This is a genomic window from Nonomuraea sp. NPDC001684 (assembly GCF_053596515.1).
Genome location: NZ_JBSFGJ010000256.1, coordinates 1 through 14077 on the forward strand (window position 1 = coordinate 1; position 14077 = coordinate 14077).

Here is a 14077-nt window from a genome sequence, read left to right on the forward strand (position 1 = left end):
TGCCGAACCCCAGAGGCAGCAGCGGCCGCGGCCAGGACTACGCCCGCGCGGTCATCGGCCAGGTCGGCGCGGCGGACCTGGACGACGTGCTGGCCGGCGTGGACCACCTGGTCGCCGCGGGCATCGCCGACCCCGGCCGGACCGCGGTCATGGGCCTGAGCTACGGCGGATACCTGACCGCCTGGGCCGTCACCCGCACGAGCCGCTTCCGCGCCGCCGTCGTCATGTCCGGCGTGAGCGACTGGCTGAGCTTCTCCACCGCCAGCAACCTCGCGGGCGGCTTCGACCCGCTCTACCACGCCGGGGCCGACCCGGCCACCAGCGAGGGACGCGAACGCCTGGCCGCCCGCTCACCCGTGCACCACGCCGCCAAGGCCGCCACCCCGACCCTGATCCTGCACGGCGAGCGCGACCGCACCACCCCACCCGGCCAGGCGGAACAGCTCTATCGTGCCTGGTCGGCGGCGGGCGTGAGCACTCAGCTGGTCCTCTACCCTCGGGAGGGTCACGAGCTGGTCGAGCCCGCCCACCGCAGGGACGCGGCGGAGCGCGTGATCGGCTGGCTGACCGGGGGCGGGGTGTTGTGATGGGCTGGGCCGGGTTCCTGCTGCGCAGGTCCGCGGGCACCGCGGCCGTCGTGCTGCTGCTGTCGGCCGGCGTGTTCGGCCTGCTCTACCTGGCCCCGGGCGACATCCAGCAGACCCTGCTCGGCACCCGTCCGGCCACCGCCGACACGATCGCCGCCCTGCGGGGCCGCTACCACCTCGACGACCCCGTCGCCGTCCAGTACCTGCGCTGGCTCGGCGGCGTGCTCGGCGGCGACCTCGGCACCTCCATCAGGACCGGCCAGCCGGTCGCCGGGATGCTCGGCGAACGCCTGCCGCGCACGCTCGTCCTGACCGGCTACGGCACGCTCCTGGCCGCGCTGGCGGGCCTGCCGCTCGGCGTGCTGGGCGCGCTGCGCAAGGGCCGGGCGAGCGACCGCCTGGTGGTGACCGCCGGGGTGGTGGGGCTGAGCGCGCCGCCGTTCGCGGTCGGCCTGCTGCTGCTCGTGGTGTTCGCGCTCGGGCTCGGCTGGTTCCCCGTCTACGGCACGGGGGAGGGGTTCGCGAGCGAGTTGTGGCACCTGACGCTGCCCGCCGTCGCGCTGGCGGCCGGGGCGGCCGGGATGCTGCTGCGCTTCAGCAGGGCCGCGCTCGTCCGCGAGCTGGACCAGGACTACGTGGTCTTCGCCCGCGCCCGCGGTCTGAGCGCGCCCGTCGTGCTCGGCTACGCCATGCGCAACTCGCTGGTGCCCGTCCTGACCGCGGCCGGGCTCGTCGTCACCGGCATGCTCGCCGGGACCGTGCTGGTGGAGGTCACGTTCGCGCTGCCGGGGCTCGGGTCGCTGCTGGTCGACTCGGTCACCTTCAAGGACGTGCCGGTGGTGCAGGCGCTCGCGCTGCTGCTCACCCTCCTGATCGCCGCCGTCAACCTGCTGGTGGACGTCGCCTACTCGGTGGCCGACCCGCGCGTGCGGCTCGGCGGGGGCGCGTCGTGACCGCGCCGGCCCGTACGCGCGGGCGTGCCGTGATCCGCCGGTTCCCGATCGCCGTGCCGCTGGCGCTGACCGTGCTCGTGGTCGTCGTGGCCGCCGCCGCGTTCGCGCCCTGGCTCGTCCCCGGCGCCACCGCGCAGGACCTGATGACCGGCATCTCCATGCCCGGCCCCGGCCACCCGCTCGGCACCGACGACCTGGGCCGCGACGTGCTGAGCCTGCTCGTCGCGGGGGCCCGCACCGCCGTGCCGGGGGCGTTCGCCGTGGCCGCCGGCTCCATGCTGATCGGCAACCTGCTCGGCCTGGCCGCCGGCTACTTCGGCGGCTGGCCGGACACCCTGGTCATGCGCTGGGCCGACCTGATGTTCTCGCTGCCCGCGCTGCTGGTCGCGATCGTCGTGGCGGGCGTGCTCGGCGGCGGCTACGGCCTGGCCGTCGCCGTGCTGGTGGTGCTGTTCGCGCCCACCGACACGCGGGTCGTGCGCGGCGCCGTCCTGGAGCAGCGGCACCGGCCCTACGTCGAGGCGGCGCTGCTCAAGAACCTGTCGTCCTGGCGGATCATGACCCGGCACATCTGGCCGAACATCGTCCCGGTCAGCCTGGCCTCGGCCTTCCTGAACTTCGCCTTCGCCCTGGTCTCGCTGTCGTCGTTGTCCTTCCTCGGCCTGGGCGTCCCGGCCGGATCGCCCGACTGGGGGCGCACGCTGGCCGACAACCGCACCCAGCTGCTGGCCAACCCGTGGGCGGTCATCGCGCCCGGCCTGGCCGTGATCGTCACCGCCGCCGCGCTCAACCTGGTGGGCGACTGGCTGCACGAACGTTTCGAGCGGAGGGCCCGGTGACCATGCTGCGGGTGGCCGACCTGACCGTACGGCAGCCGGACACCGGCCGTACGCTGCTGTCGCAGGTGTCCTTCGAGGTCGCCGCCGGCGAGTCGGTGGCGATCGTGGGCGAGTCCGGCTCGGGCAAGTCGCTGACCGTCCGCGCGCTGCTCGGGCTGCTGCCTGCCGGGCTGGAGTCCACCGGCCTGGTCGAGATCGACGGGCGGCGGGTCGACGACGACCCCAGGGCCAGGCGGCGGCAGCGCGGCGGCACGGTCTCGCTGCTCATGCAGGACCCGTTCACGCTGCTCAACCCCCTGCGCAGGGCCGGCAAGCAGATCGCCGACGGCCTGCCGGACGGCGCCGACCCCAAGACCGAGGTGCCGCGGCTGCTGGCCGAGGTGGGCCTGCCGGGCGAGGTGGCGGGCCGCTACCCGTTCCAGCTCTCCGGCGGCATGCGGCAGCGGGTGGGCCTGGCCTGCGCGCTGGCCGCCGCGCCGCGGATCCTGCTGGCCGACGAGCCGACCACCGCCCTCGACGCCACCACGCAGCGCGAGGTGCTCGCCCTCATCCGCCGCATCCAGCGCGAACGGGACATGACATTCCTGCTCATCACCCACGACCTGCGGCTGGCGTTCTCGATGTGCGACCGGGTCGTGGTCATGTACGCGGGCCGGGTCATGGAGGTCGGGCGCGCCGCCGAGCTGCGCAAGGAGCAGCGGCATCCGTACACGCGGGCGCTGCTGGCCGCCGAGCCGCCCGCCGACCGGCGGCTGCCGGTCATCCCGTCCGTGCCGGGCTCGGTGCCGGCCCACGACGCGGTGGCCGGACGCTGCGGGTTCGCCGACCGGTGCGCGCACGCGGGGGAGGAGTGCCGCGCGGGCGTCCCGGCCCTGGTTCCGGTGCCGGGCGCGGAGGTTCGCCTGTCGGCCTGCGTACGGGCCGCCGCGCTGCCCGAGGCGCCGCCGCCCCCGCCGGGCGTGCCGTCGCCGCCGCGCACCGCCGCCGCGCCGCTGCTGGCGGTGACGGGCCTGCGGAGGACGTACGCGGGCGCGTCGCGGCCGGCCCTGGCCGGCGTCGACCTGACCGTGGCGCCGGGCGAGGTCGTGGCCGTCGTCGGCGAGTCGGGGTCGGGCAAGACCACGCTGGCCCGCTGCGTCACCGGCCTGGAACGCCCCGACGCGGGCGTCGTCACCCTCGACGGGCTCGACTGCTCCGACCCCACCCGCATGTCCCGCCAGGCGGTGCGCCAGGCCCGCCGGACGGCACAGATGATCTTCCAGGACCCGTACTCGACGCTCAACCCGGCGCGTACCGTCGGTGCGACGCTCAAGGAGGCGCTCGCCGCCGACGGACGCCCCGCGGACGTCGGCGCGCTGCTGCGCCTGGTGGGCCTCGACCCCGCGCTCGCCCGCAAGCGCCCGGCCGGCCTGTCGGGCGGCGAGCGGCAGCGCGTGGCCATCGCGCGGGCCGTGGCCGGCGAGCCCCGCCTGCTGGTCTGCGACGAGCCCGTCTCCGCCCTCGACGTCTCCGTGCAGGCGCAGGTGCTCACCCTGCTCGCCGGGCTCAGGGAACGCCTGGGCATGGGCCTGCTGTTCATCACCCACGACCTGGCCGTCGTCCGCCAGCTCGCCGACCGCCTGTACGTGCTGCGCGCCGGCGAATGCGTCGAGACCGGCGACGTGGACCGGGTGCTGGACGCCCCCGCCCACCCCTACACCCGCGAGCTGCTGGCCAGCGTGCCCGACGGAAGCAGCCGCTGGCCCGGCTAGTCGTAGGAGATCAGCGTGAGCATCCGGCAGCCGCGCTCGCCGGTTGCGTAGACGTGGTCGACCTCGGCCCCGAACCGCACCGCGTCGCCCTCGCCCAGCCGCACCGACCACGTGTCGCTCTCGACCGTCACCTCGCCGGACACCACGTAGGCGTGCTCCACTGACCCGTGGCCGTGGGCGCTCCTGGCGCTGCGCGTCAGCGGCGGCAGCTCGCCCTCGGCCAGCTCGAACCGCCGCCGGTCGGCCGCGGCGAACAGGCCGCGCACGGTCGTGTCGCCCACCGCCACCGGCAGGCCCTCGCTCCTGCGCAGCACCTCGGGCTCGGCGAGCCGGGTACGGGTCAGCTCGGCGAAGGTGAGCTCCAGCGCCCCCGCCAGCCGGGTCAGCACCTCGATCGTCGGGTTGGCCACGCCGCGCTCGATCTGTGAGATCAGCGCCTTGCTCACCCCGGTCAGCTCGGCCAGCTCGCGGACGCTGAACCCTCGGGCCAGCCGCGTGCGCCGCAGGTTGCCCGCCAGCGCGCCGCGCACCCCGGCGGCCTGCCCGTTGGTGACCGCGAGTTCCTGCCGCACGTGGTGAGTCCTTCCTGTCCCGGCGTCCACCCCCATCATGCCCTGCGCGTCAGGCCGTCTTGTCCAGGAAACCGGACACCGCGGAGACGAACGCGCCCGGGTCATCCACCCACGGGAAGTGCCCCGCGCCGGGCAGCGTCACCAGCGTGGCGTCGCGGAACAGGGCGGCGAAGGGCCGCGCGTGCAGGCGGCAGGGGTGGACGTCCAGGTCGCCGGTCAGCAGCAGCACCGGCGCGTCCAGCGCGGCCAGCCCGGCCCTGACCTCCTCGGGCGGCACCGGGGACGGCGCGTAGAAGCCGTCCGCCGCGGCCTCGCCGCACTCCTGCTCGGCACTGGCGGAATGGGCCGCGGCGCGTTCGGTCCAGGGGCCGTAGAAGAACCGGTGGCGCTCCACGCCCTCCTCCGCCAGGAACTCCGCCAGGGCGGCGGCGTACCACGGCTCGTGCGCGCGCAGCTCCAGGCCGGCCTGCCAGTCCTCCTCGGTCGGCGTGAGACCGACGGCGACCGGCGAGGGCGCGACCAGGCACAACGACCTCAGGCGGGCCGGATGCAGCCCGGCGTACCGGACGGCCACGTTCGCGCCCGCCGAGTGCGCCAGCAGGTCCATGCGGTCCAGCCCCAGGTGCTCCCGCAGCGCCTCGACGTCCTCGGCCAGCCGGTCCCACCGGTACGTCCCGGGGTCGGCCGGGATCGCCGAGTCGCCGGTGCCCCGGCCGTCCAGCCGGATCAGCCGCCGGGGCAGGCCGCCGAGGTCGCCCAGGTAGACCGAGGCGCGGCCCGGACCGCCGGGCACGCACACCAGCGGCTCGCCCGTCCCGGACACGTGATAGGCCAGCTCGGTCCCGTCGTGGGCGAGAAAGGAGGGCATGGGGCGATTATGCCGGGTGCCCGTGGTCGTCGGGCGGCGGATCCTCGAACCGCGGCCGCTGCGGCGGGCCGCCGCTCACCGACCGGACGATCGTCGCCGCGACGTGGTGCACCTTGAGGTTGCGGTCCTGGGAGACGTTGCGCAGGATCTCGAACGCCTGGTGCGCGGTGCACCGGCGCTGCGCCATGACGATGCCGATCGCCTGGTCGATGACCGGGCGGGTGCCGAGTGCCTCCTTCAGCTGCGCCGCCACCTCCCGCGTACGGGCCGCGCCGATCGCCACGTCGAACAGCACGCCGATCGTCGAGGCGCTCACCTGCGCCGCGACGTGCGTCCGCGCGGCGAAGCCGCCCGCGCCCGCCGAGTAGAGGTTGAGCGTGCCCAGCAGCCGCCCCTGGGAGGTCAGCGGCTCGGCGTGCAGGCTGAGGATCCCGTGCGGCTGCGGGCAGAAGGACCCCCAGCGGGCGTCTTCGGCCGCCAGGCCGGCCGCCGTGACCGCGCGCCCGGCCTCGATCGCGTCGAAGCTCGGCCCCCGGCCGGCCGCCGACTGCATGCCGTCGAGCATCCCGGCGCGGGCGTGCGCGCACGCCGCCGAACGGATGCCGCGTTCGGTGCACAACGTCACGCTGACCAGCGGAGAGTCGGGCATCGCCCGGGCGGCGACGACGACACTCCGCGCCAGTGCCCGTTCGAACTCGTCGATTCCGGCCGGAACAGCGGTCCTGTTCAACAAATCCCTCGCGCTCGGCTGCGGCTCACGCCTGCGACCAGACAGCCTGCCCCTCCAGCGGGGTTCTAAGCGGGCCCCGCCGGAGGTTTTCCCGGGACTTCTCAGGCGAGGTAGGCGTCGACCTCGGCCAGGTAGGCGTCCTTCAGGTGCCGCGGCAGCCAGGTGATCTCGAACGCGTTGCGCTCCAGCCGGGCCAGCTCCTCGCGGGTGAGCTGCAGCTCCTCCTGCAGCGCCACCAGGTTCTCGCCCACGTACCCGTTGAAGTACGCCGGGTCGTCGGAGTTGATCGTCACCCGCACGCCGAGCTCCATGAGCTTGCGGATGCCCTCGGCCTTCATGGAGTCGGTGACGTACCCGTTGGAGATCGGGCAGCAGGTCAGGCCGATGCCGCGGGCCAGCACCAGGTCCACCAGCCGCTGGTCCTCCAGGATGTTGACGCCGTGGTCGATCCGGTCGACGCCGATCTCCTCGATCGCCTGCCGGATGTGCTCGATCGAGTTGTCCTGGTCGACGTCGCAGTGCATGGTCAGCAGGTAGCCCTCCTGGCGGGCCCGCTCGTACACGGCGGCGAACTTGGCCGGCGGGTTGCCCTTCTCGTCGGAGTCCAGGCCGATGCCGACGATCCACTCCTTGTACGGCAGCGACTCCAGCAGCGTCGCCATCGCGTACTCGGCCTGGAAGTCGCGCAGGAAGCACATGATGAGCTGGGCCCGCACGCCGAGCTGCCGGTCGGCGTCGATCAGCGCCCGCCGCAGCCCGCGGATCACCACGTCGAACGGCACCCCGCGCGAGGTGTGCGCCTGCGGGTCGAAGAAGATCTCGGCGTAGCGCACGTTCTGCTCGGCGGCCTTGCGCAGGTAGGCCATGGCCAGGTCGTAGAAGTCGGGCTCGGTGCGCAGCACCTGCATGCCCTCGTAGTAGACCGTGAGGAAGGAGGGGAGGTCGTCGAAGGAGTAGGCGGCCCGCATCTCCTCGACCGACGTGTAGGGCAGCGCGATGCCGTTGCGCCGGGCCAGGTCGAACTTGAGCTCCGGCTCCAGCGTGCCCTCGATGTGCAGGTGCAGCTCGCACTTGGGGAGACCGGCGATGAAGTCCTTCATGATCAAACCTCCGTGAGGATGGGGTCGACGACCTCGAGCCGTACGCAGTCGACCAGCCCGAGGTCGGTGACGGCGTAGTCGGGGATCGCGGTGATCGACAGGAAGAACAGGTACATCAGCGGCGCCGGCAGCGTGCAGCCCAGCTCGCGGGCCAGGTCGTCGAGCCGCTCCTCCAGCACCGCCATCTCGGCGGCCGACAGGTCGGAGACGATGCCGCCGACCGGCAGCGGCAGCAGCGCCCGCACCTCGCCGTCCACCACCACGGCCTGGCCGCCGCCCTGCTCGGCGACGGTGTTGACGGCCAGCGCCATGTCCTCGCGGGAGGCGCCCACGCAGATGATGTTGTTGTCGTCGGGCGCCGCGCTGGTGGCGATCGCGCCGGCCCGCAGGCCCATGCCGCTGACCATGGCGACCGGCTTGTTGCCGGTCTTGCCGTAGCGCTCGACGACCGTGACGAGCAGCGCGTCCTGCTCCACGGACGGCTCCACGACGCCGTCGGTCACCGGCAGGGTCACGTCGCGCCTCCTGCGGACGAAGACCTGGTCGGTGAAGCCGAGGGTCAGCACGGTCGCCTGCTCGCCCTCGGCGCGCAGCACCAGGTCGCCGGCGGTGACCGGGGCGATCGGGAACGGCCGGACCGGGCCGCGCTCGGGGGCGGGCGTCGGCGTGACCATCCGGCCGTCGCGGGCGGCGGGCACGCCGCCCGCGATCACCTCGCGGACCCGGAAGTCCTCCAGCGAGTCGACGATCAGGACGTCCGCGAACCGGCCGGGGGACAGGCTGCCCACCAGGTGGTCGATGCGGTACATCTCCGCGCAGTTCACCGTGGCCATCTGGATCGCCGTCACCGGGTCGACCCCCGCCGCGACCGCCATCCGGACGAGCTTGTCCATGTGGCCGCCCGCCAGCACGTCGGCGGCGTGCACGTCGTCGGTGCAGAACGCCAGCCTGCGGGCGCCGGCCAGGGCCACGGCCTTGATGTTCTCGTCGAGGAAGTGGGCGACGGAGGACTCGCGGATGATGCCGTACATGCCGCGGCGCAGCTTCTCCAGCATCTCCTCGTGCGAGTACGACTCGTGGTCGAGCCGCACCCCGGCCGCCGCCAGCCCGCTGATCCGGCGCGGGTCGGACAGCGGCGCGCAGCCGAACACCGGCAGCCGCCGCTCCCGAGCCAGGTCGAGGGCCTCCATGACGGCAGGATCTGAGTGTTCCACCATCTCCTGGACGGTCTCCCAGATCCCCACACATTCCGGCCATTCGTGGGCGATCCTGTGCTCAGCCGGACCGAACGGATGCCCGACGGTCGACTCCGGCACGGTGTAGGGCGCCTTGGCGGGTGCACCCCACCAGATTCGCATGCCGGTCGCCGCCGACTCGTCCAGGAAACGCCGGACGCCCGGCAGACCCTCGGCCACGAGGATCTGGTCCAGCCCCGACACCACGCTCGTCGTGCCGAACGGCACCACCAGGTCGGCGAAGCTGGTGACCGACAACTTGCTGCACTCGATGTGCAGGTGCCCGTCGATCAGACCGGGGACCAGGTAGCCGCCGCGGGCGTCGATCACCTCGGTGTCCGGGCCGCGCTCCAGCACCGGCTCGACGGCGGCGATCCGGCCGCCCACGATGCCGATCTCGGCCGGGTAGAGCTCGCCGGTCAGCACGTTGACGAGCGTGCCGTTCGTGATGATCGTGTCCGCGGGCCGCCGCCCGTACGCCACGTCCAGCAGGTCGCGGTCCATCATGCCTCCACAGTCCGTACGGCGGGCCGTGGCACGAGCAGCGCGTACGCCGCACCGGCCACCAGGAAGCCCGCGAAGATGCTGAAGTCGCTGCCGCCCGTCGCCTCCGACAGCGGCCCGACGAAGACGGCCGAGTTGATCCACAGGGCCGCCGCCACCATGCCCAGGACCTGCGCGATGATCGCCGGCCACCGGACCTGGCCGGGCGCCTGCTCGTCGAACAGCGCCTCGGCGTCGTAGCGTCCCCTCCTGCGCAGCCAGTCGGTGATGTAGACCCCGGCCCAGGGCGCCAGCCAGATGATCAGCAGCGCGAGGAAGTTGTTGAGCATGGTGTTGAAGCTGTTCGAGGTGACCGCCACGAACGTGATGAGCACGCAGAGCACGAGGTCGCCGACGACCGCCACCCAGCGCTTGACCTTGATCCCGGCCGCCTGCAGGTTCAGTCCCGAGGAGTACAGGTCGGTGGTGTTGACCGCGAACAGCGACACGATCGCCAGCAGCAGGTACGGCACCACGAACCACTGCGGCAGCGCACCCGGCAGCCCCGAGATCGGGTCGGTGTTGTCCTTGACCACGGTCGCCACGGCCGCCCCGAGCGTCATCAGCAGCACGTACGGGACGAACCCGCCCAGGGCCGCGTACCCGAAGACCGCCTTCCTGGAGGAGTTCGCCGGCAGGTAGCGGGAGTAGTCGCCGCCCAGCGGCCCCCACGACAGCCCGCCCGCCGACATGATCATCGCGATCGCCATCGTGAACGTGGCGAAGTCCGCCGACCCGCCGCCGCCCCCGAGCTCCACCTTGGGCGCGATCAGGATCGCCATCAGGCCGAACAGCACGACGAACACCCAGGTGAAGTACTTCTGCGCCTTCATCACCGCGGCGTGCCCGATCAGCGGCAGCACGAGCTGGATCGCCGCCGCCACCAGGATCACCACGACCTTGAGCCCGATCCCCTGGTCGCTCACCCCCGCCTGCTCCAGCAGCGACAGCGCCGCGAACGTGATGAGCACCATGCCGCCGGCCTCGAAGCCCACCATGTTGAGCCAGCCGAAGAAGCTGAGCGCGCGGGCGCCCTTGGGGCCGTAGGCGGCCCTGGAGACCGCCATGGTGGAGGTGCCGGTGGCCGGGCCCTGCAGGCTGGTCAGGCCGACCAGCGGGAACGACAGCAGGTTGCCGATGACGATCGCGATGACCGCCTGCGTGAAGCTGAGCTGGAACGCCGCCACGATCGTGATGCCGTAGACGAGGGTGAAGATGCCCATCGTCGTCCCGGACCAGAGGAAAAGCAGGTCACGCGGGCGGCCGTACCTTTCGCCGGCCGAGACCAGTTCGATCCCGCGTTGTTCCATGGCCCCTCCTGAGGGTCGCTGGGTGTGTGCGCACACAGTGAACCGTAGGGGGGTGACCTGGTGAGTTATCGGGACATACGAGCGTGCTGGGAGCCAGTTGTGCCCCGGCTACAAAGTGATCGCCAAGCCGACCGCTGTGACTGGCTACAGGGTGTGCGCCAGGCCGACCGCTGGAACTGGCTACAGGGTGATCGCCAGGCCGACCGCGAACAGCAGGCCGTACGCCATCTGCAGTTTGCCCGTCTGCTGCAGGACCGCGATCAGCGCCGGCCCGACGGCCTTGCCCAGCACGGTCCTGATCGGCGTGACCGCGAGCGGCGCGGCCAGCGCCGCGAGCGCCGCCCACGGCGTGACCGCGATCATCGCCAGCGCCACCACGAACGGCACCACCTGGCACAACACGTACAACGCCCGGGTGCGCTCGGCACCGAGCACCACCGCCAGCGTGCGCTTGCCCGACGTGCCGTCCGTCTGGACGTCGCGCAGGTTGTTGACCACCAGCATCGAGCAGGACAACAACCCCACCGGGATCGAGGCCAGGAACGCCGTCCAGCTCAGCTGCTCGGTCTGCACGTACGCGGTGCCCATCACCGGGACCACGCCGAAGAACACGAAGACCGCCAGCTCGCCCAGGCCGCGGTAGCCGTAGGGTCGCTTGCCGCCGGTGTAGAACCAGGCCGCCGCGATGCACGCGACCCCCACCAGCAGGATCCACCACGCCCGCGTCACGACCACCAGCACCAGCCCGAGCACCGCCGCGACCGCGAAGCAGCCCAGCGCCGCCGTCAGGACCTGCCGGGGCGTGGCCGCCCGCGAGCCCACCAGCCGCATCGGGCCGACGCGCTGGTCGTCGGTGCCGCGAATGCCGTCGCTGTAGTCGTTGGCGTAGTTGACGCCGATCTGCAGGGACAGCGCCACGAGCAGCGCCAGGACCGCACGCCACCAGACGAATCCGCCGTCGCCGATCGCCACGCCCGTACCGACCATGACGGGGACTACGGCGTTGGGAAGCGTGCGCGGGCGCGCGCCCGCGATCCACTGACCGGGGGTTGCCATGCTGTCGAACCTCTAGCTGATATCCGTGGTGAGCCTGACCATGCGGATCGGACGGCCCATGTCGAGGACGCGTTCGGCCATGTCCTCGCCCCAGCCGGCCGACTCCAGGAAACCGAGCACAGCGTAGTTGTCGGCGAACACCCAGGTGACGATCTGGCGGAAGCCGTCCTCACGCAGGTAGTCGACGGTGGCGTTGAGCAGGCGGCTGCCGTGGCCGCGGCGGACGAAGTCGGGATCGACCAGCAGCGTCAGCATCTCGGCGACCCTGCCCGGATCCAGGTCGGGGTCCTCGGCGGGGGCGTGCGAGGCCAGCCCCACCACCCGCTCGCCACCGCGCGGGGTCGTCAGCGCCGCGCTGCCGCCCGCACCCAGCGCGGGGAAACCCTCGGTGTCGAGGATGGTCTCCACCGCGACCAGCACCCGGTGCGAGGGGCCGGGCGGGGCGACGATCGCCTCGTCCCACTGACGCAGCCACATCTTCTCGGCCGCCGGCCCCGTCATCTGCTCGAGTGGGCCTTCCGGGAGGAACTCCCGATATCCGTAGCGCCAGGCGCGGATCTGAGTATTCGCAACCTGGAGAACATCCTCGCGCCGGGCCGCCCGGACGCCTACGTCTGCCATCTCGGCCCGCTCCTTCGCCTGCCGTTCGTGCCACAAGGCACGAGTTACACCGTATCGGTGTTTGAGCCTTGGAGATGACGCGAACCCCGCTTCCACGCCCGGTATGCGCGTGTCTTGGTGTTGTCACCGCATACCCGCATCGAACACCATGAGCGCGAACGATTCCCGGGCACATCGCCGAACACCCGCCGACACATCCCCTCCACCCGTACGACGCCCCGCTCCAACGGCCTCCGCCCGCCGCCGCCAGCCGTCCGCCCATCTGCGTCCGCTCATCCGCGCCGGCTGGTCCGCGCCGGCCCATCCGCGCGTGTCGATCCCCGCCCACCGACTGAGGCGGGACGGCCCATGCGGCGGTGATCGCGGCCGGGCGCGCCCATGTCGCCCGAACCGGGCGTCCCATCACCGGACCTGTGCCTCCAGCGCCCGCCCGAGCCTCCGCACCCCCTCCGCCAGGACCGTCAGGTTGGCGGCGGCCATGTGCGTCACCCTGATCCGCGGGCCCGGCGGCTCCGACGGGTAGTACATCCGCCCCGGGCTCACCAGCGTCCCGTACCGCCGGGCCGTCTCGACCAGGGCGTTCTCGTCCACCTCCGCGGGCAGCCGCAGCCACAGGTGCAGACCGCCGATCGGCAGCAGATGCACCTCCGCCCCCGGGACGTGGGCCGCCAGCGCCGCGGCGAGCGCGTCCCGCCTGGTCGCGATCTCGGCGTGCACGGTGTTCAGATGCCTGCCCCACGCCGCCGAGCCCACGAACTCCAGCGCCGTCTCCTGCAACGGCCGCGCCACGAAGAACGACTCGACGAGCTGGCTGGCCCGCAGCCGGTGCGCGGCCGGCCCACGGGCCACGACTGCGGCCACCCGCAGGCTGGGGGACAGGATCTTGGTCAGCGAGCCCACGTTGACGACCGTGCCGTGCGCGTCCATGGAGGCCAGCGACGGGGGAGCGGCGGGGGACAGGTAGCGGGCGTAGTCGTCCTCGATCACGAACGCCCCCGCCGCCCTGGCCACCTCCAGCACCTGCGCGCGCCGCTCCAGAGGCAACGTCGCGCCGGTGGGGTTGTGCAGGGTGGGCTGGCAGAAGAACACCCGCGCGCCGGTGACGGCGAACGCCTCGGCGAGCAGGTCCGGCCGTACGCCGTCGCGGTCCATCGGCACGGCCGTCGCCCGCAGCCCGGCCGCCTTGGCCGCCGCCAGCGCTCCGGGATAGGTGGGCGTCTCGACCAGCACCGGCGTCCCGGGGGCCGCCAGCGCCCTGAACGCGTGCGTCAGCGCCGCCTGGCCGCCGCTGACGATCAGCGCGTCCGCCGCCGTCACGTCGCCCCCGGCCTGGCGGGCGAACCAGCCGCGCAGCTCGTGCAGGCCGTTCAACGGCGGCGTCGCCCAGACGTCCGGACGGCGCACCGCCCGCGCGGCGGCCGCCGCGAGCTGCCTGTCCGGCCTCAACCCCGGGTTCAGGTAGCCGCCGGTCAACGGCACCACCTCCTCGGGTGGCTGCGCGAGCAGCGCCGCCACCGACCCGTCGTCCACCACCCGGTCGCCGAGGGCGACCGTCTGCCAGGACAGGTCCAGAGGGTCCTGCCCGCGCACGACCTGCCGCGGCGCCACGAACGCGCCGCTTCCCGGACGCGACACCACCCGCCCTTCTGCGGCGAGCTGGCCGATGGCGCGCGAGACCGTCACGGGGCTGACGTTGTGCCGCCGCATGATCTCCCGGCTGGACGGAAGCCGCGCACCAGGCCCCAACCGGGCGGCCTCTTCCCGCAGTATCGCAGCAATCTGGGCGATACTGCTATCGTTGGTCATGAAGGACAAGGATAGCGCTACCGCCCAAAACGCAGTAGCACCCCCACCTACCCCTCGCCCCAAAACAACCCCCACCCCACCACCCCCCCCCGGGGCAACCCCCCCC

The 14077-nt window shown here is 73.0% G+C and carries 14 protein-coding genes; 4 read left to right on the forward strand and 10 right to left on the reverse strand.

The window, feature by feature from the left end; genetic code table 11:
* From ACWCSD_RS33510 to ACWCSD_RS33525, 4 genes are all read left to right on the forward strand, one after another.
* A partial coding sequence (locus ACWCSD_RS33510) for an alpha/beta hydrolase family protein (protein WP_449920901.1) occupies nucleotides 1-587 on the forward strand: 587 nt, incomplete at its 5' end.
* Nucleotides 587-1540, forward strand: coding sequence for an ABC transporter permease (locus ACWCSD_RS33515; RefSeq protein WP_358298405.1), 954 nt, complete (start codon nucleotides 587-589; stop codon nucleotides 1538-1540). The genes ACWCSD_RS33510 and ACWCSD_RS33515, both read left to right, overlap by 1 nt.
* Complete coding sequence (locus tag ACWCSD_RS33520) at nucleotides 1537-2379, forward strand: ABC transporter permease (protein ID WP_449920904.1); 843 nt, start codon at nucleotides 1537-1539, stop codon at nucleotides 2377-2379. Before ACWCSD_RS33515 ends, ACWCSD_RS33520 begins: the two co-directional genes overlap by 4 nt.
* A 2-nt stretch (nucleotides 2380-2381) precedes the next feature.
* The gene (locus tag ACWCSD_RS33525; RefSeq protein ID WP_449920918.1) at nucleotides 2382-4130 is read left to right on the forward strand and encodes an ABC transporter ATP-binding protein; all 1749 of its coding nucleotides are present in this window, start codon (nucleotides 2382-2384) and stop codon (nucleotides 4128-4130) included.
* On the opposite strand, the gene ACWCSD_RS33530 is transcribed toward ACWCSD_RS33525, so the two are convergent.
* The 10 genes from ACWCSD_RS33530 to ACWCSD_RS33575 form a co-directional block, all read right to left on the reverse strand.
* On the reverse strand, nucleotides 4127-4702 hold the full coding sequence (locus ACWCSD_RS33530) for a helix-turn-helix domain-containing protein (protein ID WP_387682084.1): 576 nt from the start codon (nucleotides 4700-4702) through the stop codon (nucleotides 4127-4129). The two genes, ACWCSD_RS33525 and ACWCSD_RS33530, sit on opposite strands and share 4 nt — an antisense overlap.
* A gap of 49 nt (nucleotides 4703-4751) precedes the next feature.
* A complete protein-coding gene (locus ACWCSD_RS33535; protein WP_397160858.1) occupies nucleotides 4752-5570 on the reverse strand; it encodes an alpha/beta fold hydrolase in 819 nt (272 codons plus the stop codon).
* A 7-nt stretch (nucleotides 5571-5577) separates the two neighbouring features.
* Nucleotides 5578-6300 (reverse strand): GAF and ANTAR domain-containing protein, encoded by a 723-nt coding sequence (locus ACWCSD_RS33540; protein ID WP_449920908.1) that lies wholly within the window; start codon nucleotides 6298-6300, stop codon nucleotides 5578-5580.
* Nucleotides 6301-6401: 101 nt separating this feature from the next.
* Nucleotides 6402-7400 carry an adenosine deaminase gene (locus ACWCSD_RS33545; RefSeq protein ID WP_352365297.1) on the reverse strand — a complete coding sequence of 333 codons (999 nt, stop codon included), beginning with the start codon at nucleotides 7398-7400 and terminating at the stop codon, nucleotides 6402-6404.
* Between the two features lie 2 nt (nucleotides 7401-7402).
* On the reverse strand, nucleotides 7403-9142 hold the full coding sequence (locus ACWCSD_RS33550) for an adenine deaminase (RefSeq protein WP_449920911.1): 1740 nt from the start codon (nucleotides 9140-9142) through the stop codon (nucleotides 7403-7405).
* Nucleotides 9139-10488 carry a purine-cytosine permease family protein gene (locus ACWCSD_RS33555; protein ID WP_449920914.1) on the reverse strand — a complete coding sequence of 450 codons (1350 nt, stop codon included), beginning with the start codon at nucleotides 10486-10488 and terminating at the stop codon, nucleotides 9139-9141. Before ACWCSD_RS33555 ends, ACWCSD_RS33550 begins: the two co-directional genes overlap by 4 nt.
* A 180-nt stretch (nucleotides 10489-10668) precedes the next feature.
* Complete coding sequence (locus ACWCSD_RS33560) at nucleotides 10669-11544, reverse strand: 1,4-dihydroxy-2-naphthoate polyprenyltransferase (protein ID WP_352320764.1); 876 nt, start codon at nucleotides 11542-11544, stop codon at nucleotides 10669-10671.
* A 12-nt stretch (nucleotides 11545-11556) separates the two neighbouring features.
* On the reverse strand, nucleotides 11557-12045 hold the full coding sequence (locus tag ACWCSD_RS33565; protein ID WP_352320766.1) for a GNAT family N-acetyltransferase: 489 nt from the start codon (nucleotides 12043-12045) through the stop codon (nucleotides 11557-11559).
* A 164-nt stretch (nucleotides 12046-12209) separates the two neighbouring features.
* Nucleotides 12210-12362, reverse strand: a complete 153-nt coding sequence (locus ACWCSD_RS33570; protein WP_397161075.1) for a CGNR zinc finger domain-containing protein — start codon at nucleotides 12360-12362, stop codon at nucleotides 12210-12212.
* Nucleotides 12363-12567: 205 nt separating this feature from the next.
* Nucleotides 12568-13971 carry a PLP-dependent aminotransferase family protein gene (locus ACWCSD_RS33575; protein WP_397160849.1) on the reverse strand — a complete coding sequence of 468 codons (1404 nt, stop codon included), beginning with the start codon at nucleotides 13969-13971 and terminating at the stop codon, nucleotides 12568-12570.
* Between the last annotated feature and the right edge of the window lie 106 nt (nucleotides 13972-14077).